The organism is Streptomyces sp. P9-2 (assembly GCF_051903975.1).
GTDB lineage: Bacteria > Actinomycetota > Actinomycetes > Streptomycetales > Streptomycetaceae > Streptomyces > Streptomyces cellulosae.
In genome coordinates this window covers 6026601-6048699 of record NZ_CP192633.1, presented here as the reverse complement: position 1 = coordinate 6048699, position 22099 = coordinate 6026601, and the positions used below count along the sequence as shown (strand labels likewise).

Below are 22099 nucleotides of genomic sequence, written 5' to 3'. Positions count from 1 at the left end.
CAGAGGCTATCGGATACACGGAAGCCCGCGTTCACCGCCCGTTCGACGGCCGGATCGACGCGGTTCGCCCGCACCTGTTCCGCGCTCATCATCGGGGACAGCGGCCCCGGCTCACAAACCGCGCCGGTGGCTCGCCTTAGGGTGGACCACCATGACGTGGCTGATCACCGGCGGAGCCGGATACATCGGGGCCCATGTGGTGCGGGCCATGACCGACGCCGGGGAGCGTGTGGTCGTGCTGGACGACCTCTCCGCCGGGGTCCCGGCACGGCTGCCCGAGGGCGTCCCGCTCGTCCGGGGCTCCGCGCTGGACGGCGACCTGCTGACCAAGGTGCTCGCCGAGCACGGCGCGACCGGGGTGCTCCACCTCGCCGCGCGCAAGCAGCCCGGGGAGTCGGTGGACCGGCCCATCCGCTACTACCGGGAGAACCTGGGCGGTCTGGCGACCCTGCTGGACGCCGTCGCGGAGGCGGGCGTACGGCGCTTCGTGTTCTCCTCGTCCGCGGCCGTCTACGGCGACCCGCACGTGGACCTCATCACGGAGGACACGCCCTGCGCCCCCGTGAACCCCTACGGCGAGACCAAGCTCGCCGGGGAGTGGCTGGTGCGGGCCGCGGGCCGGGCGCACGGCATCGACACGGTGTGCCTGCGCTACTTCAACGTCGCGGGCGCGGCGGCCCCCGAGCTGGCCGACACCGGCGTCTTCAACATCGTGCCGATGGTCTTCGACCGGCTCACCCGCGGTGAGGCGCCGCGGATCTTCGGCGACGACTACCCCACACCGGACGGCACCTGCGTCCGGGACTACATCCATGTGGCCGACCTCGCGGACGCCCACCTCGCGGCGGTGCGCACGCTGTCCGAGGGCGGTGTCGAGGGCGATCTGACGGTGAACGTGGGACGCGGCGAGGGCGTCTCGGTGCGGGAGCTGATCACGCTCATCGGGGAGGTCACGGGCGACACCCGCACCCCGGTGGTCGAGGCGCGGCGCCCCGGCGACCCGCCCCGCGCGGTGGCCTCGGCCGCCCTCGCGAGCGAGCGGCTGGGCTGGACGGCCCGCCGTTCGGTGCGCGAGATGGTCGAGTCGGCCTGGCAGGGCTGGCAGCTCCTGCAGGGCGCCCCTCGCGCCTGACCTGCGGATGGTTTCCGCAGGTCAGGGCACATGACAACGGTGTTCAGTGCCGCGTTGCCGTATACCCCTGCCCCGTAGTTGACTGTGCTGCGGAAGGGCAGCGTCAGGTCAGCGACGGAAGGGCGGCGGCGGGCATGGGGGCAGGCCACGATCACGGGCACGCGCACGGGGCGCCGTCCGGCGGCACGGTCAGCGCGGCCTACCGCGGGAGGCTGCGGACCGCGCTGGCGATCACGGTCTTCGTCATGGTCGTGCAGATCGTCGGCGGCCTGCTGGCCGACTCGCTCGCCCTGGTCGCGGACGCCGCCCACATGGCCACCGACGCCCTGGGGCTCGGCATGGCCCTGCTCGCCATCCACTTCGCCGGCCGCGCGCCGAGCGAGCGGCGCACCTTCGGGCTGGCCCGCGCGGAGATCCTCGCGGCGCTGGCCAACTGTCTGCTGCTGCTCGGCGTCGGCGGCTACGTGCTGTACGAGGCGGTCCAGCGGTTCGTCACGCCCGCGGACACCGAGGGCGGTCTGGCGATGGTGTTCGGCGCCGTCGGCCTGGTGGCCAACCTGGTGTCTCTGTCGCTGCTGATGCGCGGGCAGAAGGAGAGCCTGAACGTGCGCGGCGCGTTCCTGGAGGTGGCGGCGGACGCGCTCGGCTCGGTCACGGTGATCCTGGCCGCGCTGGTGATCGTCACCACCGGCTGGACGACGGCCGACCCGATCGCCTCCCTGGTCATCGCGCTGATGATCGTGCCGCGCACGCTGCGGCTGCTGCGCGAGACGCTCGACGTGCTGCTGGAGGCGGCGCCCAAGGGCGTGGACATGGCCGAGGTGCGGGCGCACATCCTGGACACGCCGGGGGTGGAGGACGTGCACGACCTGCACGCCTGGACGATCACCTCGGGGATGCCGGTGCTCTCCGCGCACGTGGTGGTCAGCGCGGACACGCTGAACGCGATCGGGCACGAGAAGATGCTGCACGAGCTGCAGGACTGCCTGGGCGACCACTTCGACGTGCGGCACTGCACCTTCCAGCTGGAGCCGGGCGGGCACGCGGAGCACGAGGCGCGGCTGTGCCACTGAGCCGCCGAATTCGTCGGTGTCACTCGGCACGCGGGTGTCGCGTGCGGGTGCGCGCACGCCCCCGGGTGCGCCGACGCGCCGCGGAACGCAGCCTTCCGCCCCGGTGACGACGTCTCCCCTTCGCGAGGGGTTCCGGGCATGCGCATTTCTGGTGCCCCTCAGGGGCACGATCTGCGCGGGGCCGGTGCCGTCCGGCTGCCGCCGGGACCGCCCCGCGCACCGGGGGCGGGACATGCGGGAGAGGACCGGAGTGCCGGGAGTGCCGGATTCGTGCGGCAGACTGGGGCGCGAACACCGAGTGAAGGATGGGTATGCCGATCACACCTGCCACCGCGACGAACAGCCCGTCGAGCGGCACCGCCGAGCCGATTTTGCTGGAACTGGTCGACGAGGACGGCGTGACGGTCGGCACCGCGGAGAAGCTCTCCGCCCATCAGCCGCCGGGGAAGCTCCACAGGGCGTTCTCCGTGTTCCTGTTCGACGAGCGCGGTCGGCTGCTGCTCCAGCAGCGGGCGCTCGGCAAGTACCACTCCCCCGGTGTGTGGTCGAACACCTGCTGCGGCCACCCGTACCCGGGCGAGGCGCCGTTCGCGGCGGCGGCCCGGCGGACGTACGAGGAGCTGGGAGTGTCGCCGTCGCTGATGGCGGAGGCGGGCACGGTCCGCTACAACCACCCGGACCCGGCCTCGGGTCTGGTGGAGCAGGAGTACAACCACCTCTTCGTCGGCATGGTGCAGTCGCCGGTGCGGCCCGACGCGAACGAGGTCGCCGCCACGGCGTTCGTGACGCCGGAGGACCTGGCGGAGCGGCACGCGCGGGACACCTTCTCGGCGTGGTTCATGACGGTGCTGGACGCGGCGCGGCCCGCCGTGCGCGAGCTGACGGGGCCGTCGGCCGGGTGGTGACGGGGCCGTCGCCTGGTGGTGACGGCGGCGCGGTTCAGCAGGCCTGCACGGGCTTGAGCGGCAGGGCGGCCCAGATCACCTTGCCGCCGGTGGAGGTGTGCTCCACCTCGCAGGCCCCGCCGGCCTCCCGTGTGATCTCGCGCACCAGGAGCAGCCCCCGGCCGCCGGTGCGGCCGTAGTCGTTCTCCAGGGCGGTGGGGCGGTAGGGGTGGTTGTCCTCCACGGACACCCGGACCCACTCGGCGCCCACCGCCACCTCGACGGCGAGCATCGGGGACAGCAGCGCCGCGTGTTTGACGGCGTTGGTGACCAGCTCGGAGACGATCAGCAGCAGCCCCTGCACCACCTCGTCCGCGACCGGCACCCCCTGCCGCAGCAGCAGGTCCCGCACGGCGTGCCGGGCCTGTGGCACCGAGGCGTCCACGGCAGGGGCGGTGAACCGCCAGACACCTTCGTACGGCAGCGGGTCGCCACCCTCACGCTCGATTGTCACCACACGTCGAGTGTTGGGACCGATCGCCTCCGCCCTTCCACGCTGAACACAAGTCAGCGGATATCGAGCGTTTCCGACCGTTCCCGCCCGGCTCGGGCGGGCGCGGGACCGTTCAGGTCCGGTCTGTGCCGTTCCGGGGCCGGTTCCCGTTTCCGGCGACCGCTACTTCCCGGCCACCATGCCCACGACACGGCGGCCGCCGTAGCCGGTGGCGATCAGGCCCAGCCCGTCGAACAGCAGGGACAGCGAGAAGAACGTGCCGATGACGTACTGGCTGCTGCTCGGCCAGGTGGCGAGGACGAGGATGCCGAGGAGCAGACCGAAGGCGCCCTGCACCAGCGTCCAGCCGAACTGCGGGCCGCGCACCACCAGGCTGCCGACCAGCCGGAACACCCCGCCGGTCAGGAACAGCAGCGCCGCGAACATGGTCAGCGCCTCGGCCGCGGCCTCCGGGGTCTTGATGATCACCACCCCGGCCGCGATGTTCAGGGCGGCGACGACCAGACCGAGCCAGAAGAAGTTCGTGTGCCGCGCCTGGACCGCGTGCAGCAGTCCGACGAGCCCGCCGACCAGCAGCAGCCAGCCGAAGAGCAGCATGGTGGTGAGCGTGGCGGCGGCCGTGTAGATCAGGCCGATCACCCCGGCGACGACGAGGATCACCCCGAGCACGGCGAGCAGGCCGAAGCCGCGCTCCAGCTTCGCCGTGTCGGCCCTCGGGCGGCCCGCGGCTCCGGTGGACCTGGTCATGTCTGCCTCCCGGGTCTCGCCCCCCTTCCCGACGCTCCCGCTCCTCCGTGTCCCCCTCCCCCGGCGCTCGTAACGCCGGTCCAGGGCCGCCGTCCGGGGCCGTGACCGGGGCGGATAGCATCCGGCGCATGGAGGAGCCGCAGCTGCTGCACAGCGTCACCGACTCGGTCGCGACGGTCGTCATCCGTCATCCCGCGAAGCGCAACGCGATGACGGGCGCGATGTGGGCGGCCCTGCCCCCGCTGCTCGGCGCGCTGGCGGACGACCCCGCCGTGCGGGCGCTGGTGCTCACCGGTGACGGCGGCACCTTCTGCGCCGGGGCGGACATCTCCACGCTCCAGGGCTCGCCGCTCGAGGCGCAGCGGCTGGCGGTGGCCGCCGAGGAGGCCCTCGCGGCGTTCCCCAAGCCGACCCTGGCCGCCGTGCGCGGCCACTGCGTGGGCGGCGGGGCGCAGCTCGCTGCCGCCTGCGACCTGCGGTTCGCCGAGGAGGGCGCGCGGTTCGGGGTGACCCCGGCGAAGCTCGGCATCGTCTACCCGTCCTCCGCGACCCGCCGGCTGGTGTCGCTGGTGGGCCCGGCGACCGCCAAGTACCTCCTCTTCTCCGGCGAGCTGATCGACACGGAGCGGGCACTGCGCACGGGCTTGGTGGACGAGGTGCTGCCGGCGGGCGGGCTGGACGCGCGGGTCGCCGAGTTCACCCGGACCCTGGCATCCCGCTCCCTGCTGACGCAGGCGGCGGCGAAGGAGTTCGCCGACGGCCGCACCGACCGCGACGACCACTGGCACAGGACGGCCGTGGCGAGCGACGACACCGAGGAGGGCGTGACGGCGTTCCTGGAGCGCAGGGCGCCGCGGTTCACCTGGAATCCGTCCACTCCCGAGGACGCGTCCGCATCGGGTGCATGGTGAAGCGTGCACGAGGTACCCGCGGGGAGTCCGGCCGTGCGGGCCGGACGACGAAAGGGGTAACCACGTGTTCCGTGCCATCGCAGACGTCCTGCGCCAGATCGGCGGCGCCGTCGCCACCGTCGTGACGCTTCCGTTCCGGGCGCTCGCCCGGCTGTTCGGCGGCGCGTCCTCCACCGCGCGCGGGCGTCGCGCCTGAGTCCGCCCGGGGGGTCTCGGGGCGCGTCGCCGCCCTGATCCCCGATTGTCGTCGTCACCTGCCACAATTGCCGCGCAACCTCAGTGGAGAAGGCGGTACGGGAACGTGACGACACCCCTCGCAGGGTCCATCGAAGGCAGGATCGCCGAGGAACTCGGCGTACGGGAGCGGCAGGTCAGGGCCGCCGTGGAACTGCTCGACGGCGGTTCGACGGTGCCCTTCATCGCCCGCTACCGCAAGGAAGCGACCGAGATGCTCGACGATGCGCAGCTGCGCACGCTCGAGGAGCGGCTGCGCTATCTGCGGGAGCTGGAGGAGCGCCGCACGGCGATCCTCGACTCGGTGCGTGAGCAGGGCAAGCTCACGGAGGAGCTCGAGGCCCGCATCCGGGGCGCGGAGACCAAGGCGCGCCTGGAGGACATCTACCTGCCGTTCAAGCCCAAGCGGCGCACCAAGGCGCAGATCGCCCGCGAGGCGGGTCTGGAGCCGCTGGCGGAGGGGCTGCTCGCCGATCCCGGTGTCGAGCCCCTCGCCGCGGCCGCCGCGTTCGTGGACGCCGAGAAGGGCGTCGCCGATCCGCAGGCCGCGCTGGACGGCGCGCGCGCCATCCTCACCGAGCGCTTCTCCGAGGACGCCGACCTGATCGGCGAGCTGCGCGAGCGCATGTGGGTGCGCGGGCGTCTCGCGGCGAAGGTGCGGGAGGGCAAGGAGGAGGCGGGCGCCAAGTTCGCCGACTACTTCGACTTCTCCGAGCCGTTCACGGAGCTGCCCTCGCACCGGGTGCTGGCGATGCTGCGCGGCGAGAAGGAGGAGGTCCTCGACCTCGTCCTGGAGCCGGAGGAGCCCACCGACGGCCCCTCCTCGTACGAGGGCGTCGTCGCCCACCGGTTCGGGATCGCCGACCGGGGCCGCCCGGGCGACAAGTGGCTGCTGGACACGGTCCGTTGGGCCTGGCGCACACGCATCCTGGTGCACCTGGGCATCGATCTGCGCCTGCGGCTGCGCACCGCCGCCGAGGACGAGGCCGTGCGGGTGTTCGCCGCCAACCTGCGCGACCTGCTGCTCGCCGCCCCGGCCGGGACGCGCGCGACGCTCGGCCTGGACCCCGGTTTCCGTACGGGCGTGAAGGTCGCCGTGGTCGACGCGACCGGCAAGGTCGTCGCCACGGACGTGATCCACCCGCACGTCCCGGCGAACCGCTGGGACGAGGCGATCGCCAAGCTGGCCCGGCTCGCGAAGGAGCACGCGGTCGAGCTGATCGCCATCGGCAACGGCACGGCGTCCCGCGAGACCGACAAGCTCGCCGGTGAGCTCATCGCCAGGCACCCCGAGCTGAAGCTGACGAAGGTGATGGTGTCCGAGGCGGGCGCCTCCGTGTACTCGGCGTCCGCGTTCGCCTCGCAGGAGCTGCCGGACATGGACGTGTCGCTGCGCGGCGCGGTGTCCATCGCCCGCCGCCTCCAGGACCCGCTGGCGGAGCTGGTGAAGATCGACCCGAAGTCGATCGGCGTCGGCCAGTACCAGCACGACCTGTCCGAGGTGAAGCTGTCGCGCTCGCTGGACGCGGTGGTGGAGGACTGTGTGAACGGCGTGGGCGTGGACGTCAACACCGCGTCCGCCCCGCTGCTCGCCCGGGTGTCCGGCATCTCCTCCGGTCTCGCCGAGAACATCGTGGCGCACCGCGACTCCAACGGCCCCTTCAAGTCCCGCTCGGAGCTGAAGAAGGTGGCCCGCCTGGGCCCGAAGGCGTACGAGCAGTGCGCGGGCTTCCTGCGGATCCGCGGCGGCGACGACCCGCTGGACGCCTCCAGCGTGCACCCCGAGGCGTACCCGGTGGTGCGGCGGATGGTGAAGAACACCGGGCAGGAGGTGGCCTCGCTCATCGGCAACACGGCGGTGCTGCGCTCGCTGCGGCCGCAGGACTTCGTGGACGACACCTTCGGTCTGCCGACCGTGTCGGACATCCTCAAGGAACTGGAGAAGCCGGGCCGCGACCCGCGTCCGGCGTTCAAGACGGCCGCATTCAAGGAGGGCGTGGAGAAGATCTCCGACCTGTCCTCCGGGATGATCCTGGAGGGCGTGGTGACGAACGTGGCCGCGTTCGGCGCGTTCGTCGACGTCGGCGTCCACCAGGACGGCCTGGTGCACGTGTCCGCGATGTCGAAGACCTTCGTCAAGGACCCACGGGACGTGGTGAAGCCGGGCGACATCGTCAAGGTGAAGGTGCTCGACGTCGACATCCCGCGCAAGCGGATCTCGCTGACGCTGCGTCTGGACGACGAGACGGCCCCGCAGGGCGGGCAGGAGGGCGGCGAGCGCCGGCAGCGCGGCGGGCGTCCTCCGCAGCAGCGCCAGGCCCGCGGTGGCAGCGGCGGCGGTAGCCGTACGCGTCAGGCGCCGGCCCCGGCCAACAGCGCGATGGCGGACGCCCTGCGCCGCGCGGGTCTGGTGGACCCGAAGAGCGGCCGCCGCTGAGCGGTGGAGCGCGGTCCCGGGTCTCCGTGCGGGCACCCGGGACCGCGCTCGGATCCGGTGACCGCGCTCAGGTTCGGTGACCGCGCTCGGATCCGGTGACCGCGCTCAGAGTTCGGTGACCGAGCCGCCGGTGACGTGCAGACGGCGGGTCACACGGACCGCGTCCAGCATGCGGCGGTCGTGGGTGACCAGCAGCAGCGTCCCCTCGTAGGCGTCGAGGGAGGACTCCAGCTGCTCGATGGCCGGCAGGTCGAGGTGGTTCGTCGGCTCGTCCAGGACCAGGAGGTTGACGCCCCGGCCCTGGAGGAGTGCCAGGGCGGCGCGGGTGCGCTCCCCCGGTGACAGGGTCGCCGCGGGACGCAGCACGTGCTCCGCCTTCAGGCCGAACTTGGCGAGCAGCGTGCGGATGTCCGCCGGCTCCAGCTCCGGCACCGAGGGACGGAACGCGTCCAGCAGCGTCTCCGGCCCGTGGAACAGCGCGCGGGCCTGATCGACCTCCCCCAGCAGCACACCCGGGCCCAGGGCCGCGTGGCCCGCGTCGAGCGGCACGCGGCCCAGCAGGGCGCCGAGCAAGGTGGACTTGCCGGCGCCGTTCGCGCCGGTCACCGCGACCCGGTCGGCCCAGTCGATCTGCAGCGTCACCGGGCCGAGCGTGAAGCCGCCCCGGCGTACGACGGCGTCCCGCAGGCCCGCGACCACGGCGCCGGAGCGCGGGGCCGCCGCGATCTCCATGCGCAGCTCCCACTCCTTGCGCGGCTCCTCGACCACCTCCAGGCGCTCGATCATGCGCTGGGTCTGGCGCGCCTTCGCGGCCTGCTTCTCGCTGGCCTCGCTGCGGAACTTCCGGCCGATCTTGTCGTTGTCGTTCCCGGCCTTGCGGCGCGCGTTCCTCACGCCCTTGTCCATCCAGGAGCGCTGCATCTGCGCCCGGTCCTGGAGCGCGGCGCGCTTGTCGGCGTACTCCTCGAACTCGTCGCGCGCGTGACGGCGGGCCACCTCGCGCTCCTCCAGATAGGCGTCGTAGCCGCCGCCGTAGAGGTTGATCTGCCGCTGGGCAAGGTCGAGTTCGAGGACCTTGGTGACCGTGCGGGAGAGGAACTCGCGGTCGTGGCTGACGACGACCGTGCCGGCGCGCAGGCCGCTCACGAACCGCTCCAGGCGCTCCAGTCCGTCCAGGTCGAGGTCGTTGGTCGGCTCGTCGAGGAGGAAGACGTCGTAGCGGGACACCAGGAGGGAGGCGAGTCCGGCGCGGGCCGCCTGGCCGCCGGAGAGGGCGGTCATCTCCTGGTCGAGGCCGACGTCGAGGCCGAGCGTGGCGGTGACCTCCTCGGCGCGCTCGTCGAGGTCGGCGCCGCCCAGGGCGAGCCAGCGCTCGAAGGCGGTGGCGTAGGCGTCGTCCGCGCCGGGGGCGCTGTCCACCAGGCCCTGGGTCGCCTCGTCCATGGCGCGCTGGGCATCGGCGACGCCGGTGCGGCGGGCCAGGAAGGCGCGCACGGTCTCGCCGGGCCGCCGCTCCGGCTCCTGCGGGAGGTGGCCGACGGTGGCGGTGGGCGGGGAGAGGCGCAGCTCGCCCTCCTCGGGCGCGGCGAGCCCGGCGAGCAGGCGCAGCAGCGTGGACTTGCCGGCGCCGTTGGCCCCGACCAGGCCGATCACGTCGCCGGGCGCGACGACGAGGTCGAGCCCGGCGAACAGGGAGCGGTCGCCGTGTCCGGCGGCGAGGTTCTTGGCGACGAGGGTGGCAGTCATCAGACCGCCGATCCTAGAGCCTCGGCGGTACCGCGAAGGCTCAGGGGCGGACGGCGGTGACCAGCACCGTTCCCGCGGTGCGGGCCACCAGGTACGCCTCGCCCTTCACCGCGGGCGGGTCCAGCGGGACACGGTGCCGGCCGGGTTCGAGGACCGCGTCGAAGAGGTCGCGGCTGCGGGCGCGGGAGAGGCGGTCGACGCGGTGCGCGGTGAGCCTGACGCGGCAGGCGGAGACCACCTCGAACTGGGCGGCGCCGTCCGCCACGGTCAGGTCAGCCAGCCGCCGGTGGTCGTCCCGGCCCGCCTCCAGGGCCTGTTCGGTCTGCGCGAGGAGCAGCGGGACGACGGGCGCGAGCGCGTCGACGCAGGGCACGTCGGCCCCGGCGCCGGCCAGCGCCAGGCGCACGGCGTCGCGCTCCCGCGCGGGGACCGAGCGGCCGAACAGCACGGCGCCGTAGGACCGGAGTTCGTCGGCGGGGACACCGTCGGCGCTCTGGGTGATGTCGGCGCCGATGCCGATGGTGCGCAGGGCGGCGGCCAGCCGGGCGAGCAGGGCCACGCGGGCGCCGATGAGCAGGACGCGGCGGCGGCTGCCGGGGAGGTCGCCGTCCAGGAGGGCGGTCAGGGCGGCGCGGTACTCGTCGCCACGGAAACGGAACGGGCCCATCCTGTGGTAGCCGTCGCGCTCCAGGTCGGCCCGGTCGCCGGTCTGCCAGGCGAAGTCCCGCCAGATGACGTCCTCGCCGTCCCGCTCGATGACGGCGGTCACGGCGCCGCAGGCGAGGTCCTCGCACTCGGGGCAGCCGTAGACGACGTACCGGCCGTCGGGCAGGGGCGCGCCCGTCTCCAGCAGCAGGCTGCGGACCTGGGCGGTGAAGAGGGACGGCGGCACGTCGGAGGCGAGCGGGGAGACGGCGTCCAGGTCGGACAGGCGGTACAGCAGCGGGCGTCCGTCGACGACGAAGTCGACGAAGTCGCGGTGCACTTGGAAGTCACCGCCGGCGAGGAGCCCCCCGGGGCGGGTCGCCGGCGCCAGGCCGAAGGTCGCGTACTCGGCAGACATGCCGTGAGTATTCCCAGCCGGGGGCGGACCCGAGCACGCGGACGGACATCCGCTACCGTCCGCCGGATGGGAAGCGAAACGGACAACGGTGTCGTGGTGGTCGGCGGCGGGGTGACCGGGCTGACCACGGCGGTGGTCCTCGCCGAGCGGGGCGTACGGGTGCGGCTGTGGACGCGGGACCCGGTCGGCGCGACCACCTCGGCGGTCGCGGGCGCCCTGTGGTGGCCGTACCGCGTCGACCCCCCGGAGGCCGCGCAGGCGTGGGCGCTGGAATCCCTCGGCGTGTACGAGGAGATGGCGCTGCGGCCGGAGGCCACGGGCGTACGGATGGTCGAGGGGGTACTGGGCGAGACGCCGATGGACGAGGTCGGCGGGTGGGCCGCCGCGCGGCTGCCGGGGCTGCGTCCGGTCACGGAGGCGGAGTACCCGGGCGGGTGGGGGCTGTGGGCGCGGCTGCCGCTGATCGACATGCCGGCGCATCTGCCGTATCTGCGGGACCGGCTGACGGCGGCGGGCGGCACGGTGGAGACGCGCGCGGTGGCGGATCTCGCGGAGGCCGACGCGCCGGTGGTGGTGAACTGCACGGGGCTGGCGGCGCGGGAGCTGGTGCCGGACCCGTCGGTGCGGCCGGTGCGGGGACAGCTGGTGGTCGTGGAGAACCCGGGGATCCGCACCTGGATGGTCACCGAGGGCGCGGACGGCTCGATGGCGTACTTCTTCCCGCAGCCGGGTCGGCTGCTGCTGGGCGGCACGGCCGAGGAGGACGTGTGGTCCGACCGGCCGGACCCGGCGACGGCGGAGGCGATCGTGCGGCGGTGCGCGGCGCTGCGGCCGGAGATCGGGAAGGCCCGTGTGCTGGAGCACCGGGTGGGGCTGCGGCCGGCTCGGGACGCGGTGCGTCTGGAGCGCACCCGGCTGCCCGACGGACGGGTGCTGGTGCACAACTACGGCCACGGCGGCGCGGGCGTCACCGTGGCCTGGGGGTGCGCCCGGGAGGCGGCGGAGCTGGCCTCGGAGTGAGGGGCGGGGCGGGCGTCGGGCGCCCGCCCCGCGTCACGGCATGTCCCTCGCCGGGGTCAGTGCTTGCCGATGGGGTCCCCCTCCACGTCCGGTCCGCGGCCGGGGCCGACGCGCAGCTCGAACTCGCCGTCGTACTTCTTGTGACCCTCGATGACGGCGAGTTCGACGGCCTCGTTGCCCATCTTGTTGCGGACGACGAGCGGGTCGTGGCGCAGGTCGCGCATGAGCGCCACGCACATGAAGATCATGACGACGACGAACGGCGCCGCGGCGAGGATGGTGAGGTTCTGCAGACCGGTCAGGGCGTCGCCCTGGCCGCTGCCGACCAGCAGCATGATGGCCGCGACCGCACCGGTGACCACGCCCCAGAACACCACGGCCCAGCGGCTGGGTTCGAGGGAGCCCTTCTGCGAGAGGGTGCCCATGACGACGGAGGCCGCGTCGGCGCCCGAGACGAAGAAGATGCCGACGAGGACCATCACCAGCAGGCTGGTGGCGGTGGCGACGGGGAACTCCTGGAGGACGGCGAAGAGCCGGCCCTCGGGGGTGGTCTCGTCCCCGAGCCGGTTCTGCTCCTGGAGTCGCATCGCCGAGCCGCCGAAGACGGCGAACCAGACGAGGCTGACGGCGCTGGGCACGAGGATGACGCCGCCGATGAACTGACGGATGGTCCGGCCGCGGCTGATGCGGGCGATGAACATGCCGACGAACGGCGTCCAGGAGATCCACCACGCCCAGTAGAAGACGGTCCAGCTGCCCAGCCAGTCGGCCACGCCCTCGCCGCCGCTGATGTCGGTGCGGCCGGCCATCTCGGGCAGGTCGCCGAGGTAGGAGAAGACGGAGGTCGGCAGCAGGTCCAGGACGAGGACGGTGGGGCCGGCGACGAACACGAACACGGCGAGGATCAGCGCCAGCACCATGTTGGTGTTGGACAGCCACTGGATGCCCTTCTCCACACCGGACACCGCGGACGCCACGAATGCCACGGTCAGCACGGCGATGATGGAGACCAGCAGACCGGTGCCGACCTTCTCCAGCCAGTTCAGCTTCTCGATGCCGGAGCCGATCTGCAGCGCGCCGAGGCCGAGGGAGGCCGCCGACCCGAAGACGGTCGCGATGATGGCGAGGACGTCGATGACCCGGCCGACGGCGCCGTTGGCGTGCTTCTCGCCGATGAGCGGGGTGAACACGGCGCTGACGGTCTGCCGGCGGCGGCGCCGGAAGGTGCTGTAGGCGATGGCGAGGCCGACCACGGCGTAGATGGCCCACGGGTGGAGCGTCCAGTGGAACAGCGTGGTGGCCATGGCCGTCGCCATCCGGTCGCCGGAGTCCTCGGGGGCGGTGCCGGGCGGCGGGGTGTCGAAGTGCGCGAGCGGCTCGCTCACGCCCCAGAACATCAGGCCGATGCCCATGCCGGCGCTGAACATCATGGCGACCCAGGACACGGTCCGGAACTCGGGCTCCTCGCCCTCGGCGCCGAGCGTGATCCGGCCGTAGCGGCTGGCGGCCAGCCACAGGGCGAAGACCACGAAGCCGGAGGCGGCCAGGACGAAGCCCCAGCCGCCGTTGTGCATCAGTCCGCCGAGCAGGTCGGTGGAGACGTCCTCCAGCGAGTCCGTCCAGACGGCTCCCCACAGGACGAAGGCCAGGGTGAGCACGGCGGTGACGCCGAAGACCACCCAGTCGGTGCGCGGCCCGTCCCGGCCGGGCAGGCCCGCTTCGGAGCCGGGCAGCGGGCCTGCCGTGGAGTCCTTGTCGCTTGGGTGGTCCTGCGTCACAGGCGGCACCTTTCGTCCGGTCCTTCGGGCGGAGAGCCCTCCTCCCGATAGGCCCTTACCACCGATGGCGCAAAATTCACCTCATCGACAGGACGTGATCGCCTCTCCTTCGGCCAGGTGGTACGTCGCGCGGCCGTCCAGAAGCAGCGGGACGAGGGCCCGCAGCGACTGCCGCAGGGGTACGAACACGCCGTTCCCGGTCTTCTGGACGCGTACGCCGTGCAGGGCCAGCTCGTCACCCACCTCCGCGTACTGACCTGCGGTGAGGCGGTAGCCGCACGGCGGGTCGGCGAGCACCTCGGAGGGTTCGGGCGTCTCGTTGTCGGCGCCTCCGAGATACACCGCGCCGCGGTCCGCGTACCCGGCGGCGCGGGCCTTCGCGGTGACGGCCTCGACCGTCCCGCGCCGCTCCGAGGAGAAACGGATCAGGCCGTTCAGGGCGGCGAGGTGGGAGTCGACCCTGCGCCGGTTGTTGAGCGCCTCGTCGGCCTTCTCGGCGTCGGTGAGCGGGTCGACGCGGCTCTCGATGAGCAGGCCGACGGCGTGCTTGATCCCGGACAGGTTGCGCAGGATGCGTTCCTGGCCGTCGCCGGCGGTCTGCCGGATCGGGTCGCCGGTGACGGGGTCGGTCCAGATGCCGTAGGTGCCGGTGGAGTACCCGGCGGCGCCTGCGGCGGGACGGACGTGGTCCTCGGACAGGGACTGCGCGACGTCGTGGACGCCGGGGTGGGTGTTGAGGTTACGCGGCCACAGGTCGAACAGGTCCTTGTCGTAGTACGGCGGGGTGGCGCCGTACTCGTGCAGGTCGTAGACGACGTCGGGCCGCTCGTCGCGGATCACGGCGGCCAGCGCGCGGCCCTCGGCGGTCTTCAGGGCGACGTGGTCGCGGTTGATGTCGACGCCGTCGCTGTTGCCCCGGGTGTCGGCGGCCCGCCCGTCGGGGTTGGCGGTGGGGACGACGAGCAGGGTCGTGCGGTCCAGGAAGCGCTTCGTCTCCCGGTCCTTGGCGTAGGCCAGGTCGCGGACCGTGGTGAGGCACGCCTCCCGGCCGGAGGGTTCGTTGCCGTGCTGGCTGCACACCAGGAGGACCTTGTTCGGGGTGCGTGCGGCGCCGATGCGGACGAGCCGCAGGGGGCGGTCCTGGGCGGTGGTGCCGATGCGGGTGACGTGGACGCGGCCGCTCGCCCGGTCGACGGTCTCCAGGAGGCGCTGTTCCTCGGGCTGGGTGGTCCAGCGGGCGCCGTGGGTGAGTTCGAAGCCGGTGCGCGGCGGGGCGGCGGTGTCGTGCGCCCCGGCGGAGGGGGCGGTGACGAGCGTGGCGGCGAGGCCCGTGAGGGCGGTGGCGGTGAGGAGCGCGGCGCGTCGTTTCATCGGGTCTCCCCCGGGACTCGGCGGGCGGTGGCGGCGGGCGGGCGGACGCCGTCCGGTGCGGTGTGCGGGGCGGTGACGGGCGGTCCGGAGGTGGCGCGGGCGAACGCGGCGGTACCGCCGACGAACGGGACCCGGGCCGAGGTGCGGGCCAGGTCGAGGGTGAGCGTCGGGGTGTCGGCCGGCGGGTCGATCAGGCCGCGGTCGGTGCCGGCGACGATCAGCGCGAGCCGGTGACCGCGGGGCACGACGTGGTCGGTGGCGGCCAGGTCGAGGGTGAGGGTGTAGCGCTTGCCGGGGACGAGCGGTTCGCCCCGGCCGGTGCCGGCGTGCTCGCCGAGGTCGGCCCAGCCGCGGCTGACGACGGTGTGGCCGACGTCGGCGGTCTTCGCGCGGGTCTCCCGGTAGCAGGAGCTGTCGCCCTCGGTGCTCGGACCCCAGCAGGTGCGCTCCGGCAAGGTGACGATGCCTTCCCCGGAGGCGGCGTAGTCGCGGATCGTGTCGGGGCCGAGGTCGACCAGGACGGCGGACAGATGGGCCGTCGGGGCGCTGGGCGTGACGCTCACGGTCACCCGGGAGGAGCCGGCCAGGCGCAGGTCGCGGGTGAGCGGGCGGGTGACGAAGCCGGCCTTCTCCGGGGTGGGGGTGTCGATGCGGGTCGCCCAGTCGGTCTCGTCCAGCGCGGGGTCGTCGGTGAAGGCCGCGGTGCCCCGGTCCTTGCGCAGGCCGAGGGTGCCGACGCCGTCCTGGGCCCCGTGTGCGGGGCGCAGGGTCGCGGCGCTCGTGCCGCGCGGGGGCCAGGCGGTGGAGGTGACCCACTGGTCGGGCGCGCGTTCGATGTCGGCGACCGGTTCACGGTCGATGCCGTTGTCGACGCCCTTGAGTTCGTGGTCGAACCAGCGGTGGAGGGTGCGCACCCACTCGGCGCGACGGAAGTCGAAGGGGTCGACGTGCCCGGTCTGGGACAGCCAGATCTTGCGCCGTACGCCGTTCTTGCCGAGGGCGTCCCACCAGGGGCCGACGTGCCGCATGCGGACGTTGAGGTCCTGCATGCCGTGCACCAGGAAGACGCTGGCGTGGACCTTCTTCGCGGCGCGGACGTAGTCGCGTTCGGTCCACAGCGGGGTGCGGTCGCCGGTGCGCGGGGCGCCGTCGACGAGTTCACGGCCGACCTCCGCGCACTTCTCGCGGGCCTCGGGCGTCTGGACGTAGCGGGCGAGCCAGTCGGGTCCTGAGTCGTAGAGCGGGGCGCCCTGGGAGAAGTAGTAGTCGTACCAGGTGGAGATGGCGGCGATGGGGACGATGGTCTTCAGTCCCTTGACGCCGGTGGCGGCGACGCCGTTGGCGATGGTGCCGTCCCAGCTCTTTCCGATCATGCCGGTGCTGCCGTCGGTCCAGTCGGCGCGCACCCGCTCGCCGCCGGTGCGGCTCGAGTACGCCTTCGCGCGGCCGTTCAGCCAGTCGACGACGGCCTTGGCGGACTGGATGTCGGAGCGGCCGCCGACGTCGATGCAGCCGTCGGAGCGGCTGGTGCCGGCGAGGTCGACGCCGACGACGGCGTAGCCGCGCGGCACGAACCAGTTGTCGTAGAACAGCGGCATCCGCACGATGTCGCCGTGTCCGTCGTAGGTCTTGGTCTGGCTCTCGTTGCCCCGCCCACAGCAGGAGTAGTACGGGCTGGCGTCCATGATGACGGGGACCTTGCGGCCCTTCCGGTCGGCCTCGCGGGGCCGGACGATGTCGACGGCGACCCGGTCGGTGCGTCCGTCGCGGTCCTCGTCGAGGCCGGTGTCCACCCAGACGGCCTCGCGAATGGCGTCGGCGTAGGAGTGGACGGGGCGGCTCTCCCGCGGTGCGGCGTCGGCCGCTGCGGGGGTGAGCAGGGTGGCCGTCAGGGCGGCGGTGGCCGCCGTCGCGAGCGTTCTCCAGGTCGTGGGGCGCGTGCGTATCGGCATGCGCCGGACGGTACTCCGGTGAACTCCGGTGCAGAAGAGGGCGTCTGACGGCCCGTGGGACCGGAGGGGGCGTCAGTCGTGGTCGTAGACCGTGACCGGTATCCCCCGCCGGACCAGGCGGTTCTCGACGAGCGGCTCGACGCGGGACCACGTGCCTCCGGCGAGGCCGCAGCCGATGCGGGGCATGTGGACCGACGCGCCGAGTTCCAGGGCGGGCCCGGCGAGGCGGTCCAGGGCCGTGTCGATGGCCTCGTAGCGGACGGGGACGCCCTTGCTGCCGGTGCGGACGCCGCGCTGGCCGACCATGTTGGCCACCCACACGTACCGCTCGGCCTGGACGAGCTGCACCGCGCCCAGGCCGAAGTCGTTGGCGGCGCGGTCGCGGTGCCAGGCGCGGTACGCCGCCTCCGGCTCGGGCCAACGGCGGGACAGGGCGAGGACGAAGCCCTTGCCCCACCCGCCGATGTCGTTGCAGACATGGGCGATGATCTTGACGCCCTTCACCGACGGAACGGTGGCGTCCCCCCGCACGTACGTGATCCCGTCCATGGCGGCACCCTACCGGCGGGCACCGACAGCGCCCCCACCCCTTTACCGCCCGGCCGCGACCTTGCGGCGGACGCCGCCGTACCAGCCGGCGACCAGCGCCACCGCGATGACCGGGACGAGCAGCAGCGTCCTGCGGCCCACCTCGGGGTCGTTCCACATCAGGACGAGGACGGACAGCAGGAAGGCGATGGTCGCGATCTCGGTGACCGGGCTGCCGGGCAGCCGGAACGACGGCCGGGTGACGAGGCCGGAGCGGGCGCGGCGGACGAACACCAGGTGGCAGATCATGATGATCACCCAGGTGCTGATGATGCCGAGCGAGGCGACGTTCAGCACGATCTCGAAGGCCTGGGCCGGCACGAGGAAGTTGAGGCCGACGCCGAGCACGCACACCGCGCAGGTCAGCAGGATGCCGCCGTAGGGCACCTGACTGCGGTTCATGCGGGCGGTGAACTTGGGCGCGGAGCCCGCCGACGCCATCGAGCGCAGGATGCGGCCCGTGGAGTAGAGGCCGGAGTTCAGGGACGACATGGCGGCCGTGAGGACGACCAGGTTCATCACGTCGCCGGCGGCCGGGACGCCGATCTTCGACAGCACGGTGACGAAGGGGCTCTCCCCCGCCGAGTACATCGAACCGGGCAGCAGCAGCGCCAGCAGGACGACGGAGCCGACGTAGAAGAGGCCGACGCGCCACATGATGGAGTTCACCGCGCGCGGGACGACCTTCTCCGGCTCGGCGGTCTCGCCCGCGGCGACGCCGACGAGCTCCAGGGCCGCGTACGCGAAGATCACGCCCTGCATCACCAGGACGACGGGCAGCACGCCGTGCGGGAGGACGCCCCCGTGGTCGGTGATCATGCTCAGGCCCGGCGTGCCGCCGCCCACCTCGTGCCGGGTGGCGAGCAGGAAGACGCCGATCAGCATGAAGGCGACGAGGGTGGCGACCTTGACGATCGCGAACCAGAACTCCATCTCGCCGAAGATCTTCACCGAGATCAGGTTCACCGCCAGCACGACCGCGAGGGCGATCAGCGCCAGCACCCACTGCGGGATGTCGGTGAACGCGCTCCAGTAGTGCGTGTAGAGCGCGATCGCGGTGATGTCGGCGATGCCGGTGGTCGACCAGTTCAGGAAGTACATCCAGCCGGCGACGTAGGCGCCCTTCTCGCCGAGGAACTCGCGCGCGTACGACACGAAGGAGCCGGACGACGGGCGGTACAGGACCAGCTCGCCCAGGGCGCGGACGACGAAGAAGGCGAAGACGCCGCAGACCAGGTAGGCCAGGGCCAGGGCGGGGCCCGCGTCGCGCAGGCGTCCTCCGGCGCCCAGGAAGAGGCCGGTGCCGATCGCGCCGCCGATGGCGATCATGTTGACGTGGCGGGCCTTGAGGTCCTTGCTGTAACCGGCGTCGCCCGCGTCGGCGGGCGTCGCGGCCGCGGTGGGGGGTGCGGCCGTTGCCGTGGTGACGGCGTCCTTGCTCACGCGTGGTTCCACTCTCTGGTGCGCACGGGCGGATCGCGCCCGGATGTCCGGATTGCTCTCGGCCGGCGCGATGTGATCACGGCACGGACCGACGGGGCACCTTTCCTGATGTGCGGGCGCGTATGCGATGGTCTGCGTCACACCGTGGGTCTCTTCACACTCCGCTCACCTCGAAGCCGGATTGACAGCGGAGGTGTCACAGCGGCAGTGGGACAGCGATACTGCTGCACATGACGACCGAGACCGAGGCCCTGACGATCGACGAGCTGGCGGCCCGGGCCGGGGTCACCGTGCGCACGGTCCGCTTCTACGGCACGAAGGGCCTGCTGCCGCCCCCGGTGCTCGGTCCCCGGCGGGTCGGCCGCTACGGCAGGGAGCACCTGGCGCGCCTGGAACTGATCGAGGAGCTGCAGAGCCGGGGTATGACCCTGGCCGCGATCGAGCGCTATCTGGCGCAGCTGCCGCCGGACCTGAGCGTCCGGGACCTGGCGGTGCAGCGGGCGGTGGTGGCGTCCTGGGCACCCCACACGGTGGAGACGGTGTCCCGGGCGGAGCTGGAGCGCCGGGCGGGGCGCGCGCTGGGCGAGGAGGAGCTGAAGCGGCTCGCGGCGATGGACGTCGTGGAGCGGGCCGGCGAGCCGGACGGGGACCTGTTCAAGGTGGACGCGGGGCTGCTGCGGCTCGGGGTGGAGCTGCTGGACGTGCCGTTGTCGCACGAGTCGGTGCTGGCCGCCCGCGCGGTGCTCACCGAGCACTCCCGCGCGGCGGCCCGTGAGCTGTCGCGGCTGCTGCGCGACGCGGTGGCGGACAAGGACGCGCACGACCGGCGGTCCCTGTCCGCGCGCATGCATCCGCTGGTGGTGCAGGCACTGCTCACCACGTTCCAGCGGTCGCTGAAGGAGGAGCTGCGGGAGTGGCTCGACGAGGACGGCTGAGCCGCCGCCCGCCGAGCCACTGCCCGTCGATCCACTGCCGCCGGGTCGGCGGGCGCCGGCTCAGCGGGCGTCGGTGAAGACCTCGCCCTTCTCCGCCTTCTCCACCAGCAGGGCGGGCGGGGTGAACCGGTCGCCGTAGCGCTCGGCCAGCTCGCGGGCGCGCGCGACGAAACCGGGCAGACCGCCCTCGTAGCCGTTGATGTACTGCAGGACGCCGCCGGTCCAGCCCGGGAAGCCGATGCCGAGGATGGAGCCGATGTTGGCGTCGGCCACCGAGGTCAGCACGCCCTCCTCCAGCAGGCGGACGGTGTCCAGCGCCTCCGAGAACAGCATCCGCTCCTGCATGTCGCGGAACGGGATGGTGTGCCCGGGCTTGGTGAAGTGCTCGCGCAGCCCCGGCCACAGCAGGCCGCGCCTGCCGTTCTCGTCGTAGTCGTAGAAGCCGGCGCCGCCGGAGCGTCCGGGGCGGCCGAACTCGTCGACCATGCGGTCCACGACCGCCTCGGCCGGGTGCGGGGTCCAGGTGCCGCCCGCCTCCTCGACGGCCCGCTGCGTCTCTCGGCGGATCTTCCGCGGCAGGGTCAGGGTCAGCTCGTCCATCAGGGAGAGCACCTTCGCCGGGTAGCCGGCCTGGGCCGCCGCCTGCTCGACCGACGCGGGCTCGATGCCCTCGCCGACCATCGCCACGCCCTCGTTGATGAAGTGGCCGATGACGCGGGAGGTGAAGAAGCCGCGGGAGTCGTTCACCACGATCGGGGTCTTCCTGATCTGGCGGACCAGGTCGAAGGCGCGCGCGAGGGCCTCCTCGCCGGTGCGCCCGCCCTTGATGATCTCGACGAGCGGCATCTTGTCGACGGGCGAGAAGAAGTGCAGCCCGATGAAGTCCTCCTGCCGCTCGACGCCCTCGGCGAGGGCGGTGATGGGCAGGGTGGAGGTGTTGGAGCAGAGCAGCGCGTCGGGCTCGACGACGTTCTGCACCTCCTGGAACACCTTGTGCTTGAGGGAGGTGTCCTCGAAGACGGCCTCGATGACCGCGTCGCAGCCGGCGAGGTCGGCGACCTCGGCGGTGGGCGTGATCCGGGCGAGGAGCGCGTCGGCCTTCTCCCGCGTGGTGCGGCCCCGGGAGACGGCCTTGGCGCACAGCTTCTCGGAGTAGCCCTTGCCCTTGAGCGCGGCCTCGAGGGAGACGTCCTTGAGGACGACGTCGATGCCGGCGCGGGCGCAGGAGTAGGCGATGCCGGCGCCCATCATGCCGGCGCCGAGGACGGCGACCTTGGTGACCTTGCGGGCGGGCACGCCCTTGGGGCGCCCTGCGCCGGAGTTGACGGCCTGGAGGTCGAAGAAGAACGCCTGGATCATGTTCTTCGACGTCTGTCCCGCGGCCAGCTCGACGAAGTAACGGGCCTCGATGACCTGCGCGGTGTCGAAGTCGACCTGGGCGCCCTCGACGGCGGCGGCCATGATGTTACGCGGGGCCGGGTAGGGGGCGCCGCCGGTCTGCTTGCGCAGGTTGGCCGGGAAGGCGGGCAGGTTGGCGGCGAACTTCGGATGCGACGGGGTGCCGCCCGGGATGCGGTAGCCGGGGCGGTCCCAGGGCTGCGCGGACTCGGGGTGGGCGTCGATGAAGGCGCGGGCCTTGGCGAGCATCTCCTCGGGGGTCTCGGCGACCTCGTCGACCAGGCCGTTCTCCAGGGCGCGGCGCGGGCTGTACTGGGTGCCCTGGAGGAGCACCTTCAGCAACGCGTCGGTGATGCCGAGCAGGCGTACGGTGCGGACGATGCCGCCGCCTCCGGGGAGCAGGCCCAGGGTGACCTCCGGGCAGCCGATCTTGGAGCCGGGGGCGTCGAGGGCGACGCGGTGGTGGCAGGCCAGGGCGATCTCGTAACCGCCGCCGAGGGCCGCGCCGTTGAGGGCGGCGACGACCGGCTTGCCCAGGGTCTCCATGCGGCGCAGCTGGCGCTTGAAGGCCAGGCCGCCGTCGTACAGGTCCTGAGCGGTGTCGGGCGTGACCCGGATCAGGTCGCGCAGGTCGCCGCCGGCGAAGAAGGTCTTCTTGGCGGAGGTGAGGATGACGCCGCGGATGGAGTCCTTCTCGGCCTCCAGGCGGTCGGTGATCGCGGCGAAGGAGTCGCGGAACGCCTTGTTGACGGTGTTCGCGGACTGGTTGGGGTCGTCGAGGACGAGGGTGACGACGCCGGTGTCGTCCTGCTCCCAGCGGATGGTGGTGGACTCGCTGCTCATGGGGGTGTGCTCCAGGTGATCCGTCGGGAG

The 22099-nt window shown here is 72.8% G+C and carries 18 protein-coding genes; 8 read left to right on the top strand and 10 right to left on the bottom strand.

The features are described 5' to 3' along the window. The first annotated feature begins 151 nt into the window (after positions 1-151). From galE to idi, 3 genes are all read left to right on the top strand, one after another. Complete coding sequence (gene galE, locus ACQY0Z_RS27315) at positions 152-1132, top strand: UDP-glucose 4-epimerase GalE (RefSeq protein ID WP_189903907.1); 981 nt, start codon at positions 152-154, stop codon at positions 1130-1132. Between the two features lie 134 nt (positions 1133-1266). After that, positions 1267-2205, top strand: a complete 939-nt coding sequence (locus ACQY0Z_RS27310) for a cation diffusion facilitator family transporter (RefSeq protein WP_189903909.1) — start codon at positions 1267-1269, stop codon at positions 2203-2205. Positions 2206-2516: 311 nt separating this feature from the next. After that, on the top strand, positions 2517-3110 hold the full coding sequence (idi, locus tag ACQY0Z_RS27305) for an isopentenyl-diphosphate Delta-isomerase (protein ID WP_019524965.1): 594 nt from the start codon (positions 2517-2519) through the stop codon (positions 3108-3110). A 34-nt stretch (positions 3111-3144) separates the two neighbouring features. On the opposite strand, the gene ACQY0Z_RS27300 is transcribed toward idi, so the two are convergent. Continuing rightward, positions 3145-3606 carry an ATP-binding protein gene (locus ACQY0Z_RS27300; protein ID WP_347226572.1) on the bottom strand — a complete coding sequence of 154 codons (462 nt, stop codon included), beginning with the start codon at positions 3604-3606 and terminating at the stop codon, positions 3145-3147. A 159-nt stretch (positions 3607-3765) separates the two neighbouring features. Further along, complete coding sequence (locus ACQY0Z_RS27295) at positions 3766-4350, bottom strand: HdeD family acid-resistance protein (RefSeq protein WP_254585699.1); 585 nt, start codon at positions 4348-4350, stop codon at positions 3766-3768. Between the two features lie 128 nt (positions 4351-4478). Here ACQY0Z_RS27295 and ACQY0Z_RS27290 point away from each other — a divergent pair, with 128 nt between their 5' ends. The 3 genes from ACQY0Z_RS27290 to ACQY0Z_RS27280 all read left to right on the top strand — a co-directional run bounded on the left by ACQY0Z_RS27290 (position 4479) and on the right by ACQY0Z_RS27280 (position 7932). Beyond that, entirely contained in the window at positions 4479-5261 is a 783-nt protein-coding gene (locus ACQY0Z_RS27290) for an enoyl-CoA hydratase/isomerase family protein (RefSeq protein ID WP_189903914.1), read from the top strand. Positions 5262-5325: 64 nt separating this feature from the next. Further along, on the top strand, positions 5326-5457 hold the full coding sequence (locus ACQY0Z_RS27285) for an LPFR motif small protein (RefSeq protein WP_251100090.1): 132 nt from the start codon (positions 5326-5328) through the stop codon (positions 5455-5457). 105 nt (positions 5458-5562) lie between these two features. Beyond that, a complete protein-coding gene (locus ACQY0Z_RS27280; protein WP_439812970.1) occupies positions 5563-7932 on the top strand; it encodes a Tex family protein in 2370 nt (789 codons plus the stop codon). A 105-nt stretch (positions 7933-8037) separates the two neighbouring features. Here ACQY0Z_RS27280 and ACQY0Z_RS27275 read toward each other — a convergent pair whose 3' ends face one another. Beyond that, positions 8038-9678, bottom strand: a complete 1641-nt coding sequence (locus ACQY0Z_RS27275) for an ABC-F family ATP-binding cassette domain-containing protein (protein ID WP_439812969.1) — start codon at positions 9676-9678, stop codon at positions 8038-8040. Positions 9679-9718: 40 nt separating this feature from the next. Beyond that, the gene (locus ACQY0Z_RS27270; RefSeq protein WP_254585697.1) at positions 9719-10741 is read right to left on the bottom strand and encodes an oxidoreductase; all 1023 of its coding nucleotides are present in this window, start codon (positions 10739-10741) and stop codon (positions 9719-9721) included. A gap of 66 nt (positions 10742-10807) precedes the next feature. Between ACQY0Z_RS27270 and ACQY0Z_RS27265 the strand changes: the two genes are divergently transcribed. After that, complete coding sequence (locus tag ACQY0Z_RS27265; protein WP_381731282.1) at positions 10808-11761, top strand: FAD-dependent oxidoreductase; 954 nt, start codon at positions 10808-10810, stop codon at positions 11759-11761. A gap of 56 nt (positions 11762-11817) precedes the next feature. Here the strand turns inward: ACQY0Z_RS27265 and ACQY0Z_RS27260 are convergent, their stop codons facing one another. From ACQY0Z_RS27260 to ACQY0Z_RS27240, 5 genes are all read right to left on the bottom strand, one after another. Continuing rightward, positions 11818-13539, bottom strand: a complete 1722-nt coding sequence (locus tag ACQY0Z_RS27260) for a BCCT family transporter (RefSeq protein WP_189903924.1) — start codon at positions 13537-13539, stop codon at positions 11818-11820. 81 nt (positions 13540-13620) lie between these two features. Next, positions 13621-14910, bottom strand: a complete 1290-nt coding sequence (locus ACQY0Z_RS27255; RefSeq protein ID WP_254585695.1) for a M14 family metallopeptidase — start codon at positions 14908-14910, stop codon at positions 13621-13623. After that, positions 14907-16862 (bottom strand): Xaa-Pro dipeptidyl-peptidase, encoded by a 1956-nt coding sequence (locus tag ACQY0Z_RS27250; RefSeq protein ID WP_381727580.1) that lies wholly within the window; start codon positions 16860-16862, stop codon positions 14907-14909. The genes ACQY0Z_RS27255 and ACQY0Z_RS27250 overlap by 4 nt, the downstream gene beginning before the upstream one ends. 72 nt (positions 16863-16934) lie before the next feature. Then, positions 16935-17411: a macro domain-containing protein gene (locus tag ACQY0Z_RS27245; protein ID WP_254585693.1), complete on the bottom strand. Its 477-nt coding sequence runs from the start codon at positions 17409-17411 to the stop codon at positions 16935-16937. A gap of 42 nt (positions 17412-17453) precedes the next feature. Beyond that, complete coding sequence (locus ACQY0Z_RS27240; RefSeq protein ID WP_189903932.1) at positions 17454-18893, bottom strand: amino acid permease; 1440 nt, start codon at positions 18891-18893, stop codon at positions 17454-17456. Between the two features lie 230 nt (positions 18894-19123). On the opposite strand from ACQY0Z_RS27240, the gene ACQY0Z_RS27235 reads away from it, so the two are divergent. Beyond that, complete coding sequence (locus ACQY0Z_RS27235) at positions 19124-19828, top strand: MerR family transcriptional regulator (RefSeq protein ID WP_439812968.1); 705 nt, start codon at positions 19124-19126, stop codon at positions 19826-19828. Between the two features lie 60 nt (positions 19829-19888). On the opposite strand, the gene ACQY0Z_RS27230 is transcribed toward ACQY0Z_RS27235, so the two are convergent. Then, a complete protein-coding gene (locus ACQY0Z_RS27230) occupies positions 19889-22069 on the bottom strand; it encodes a 3-hydroxyacyl-CoA dehydrogenase NAD-binding domain-containing protein (protein ID WP_254585691.1) in 2181 nt (726 codons plus the stop codon). Positions 22070-22099 lie beyond the last annotated feature (30 nt).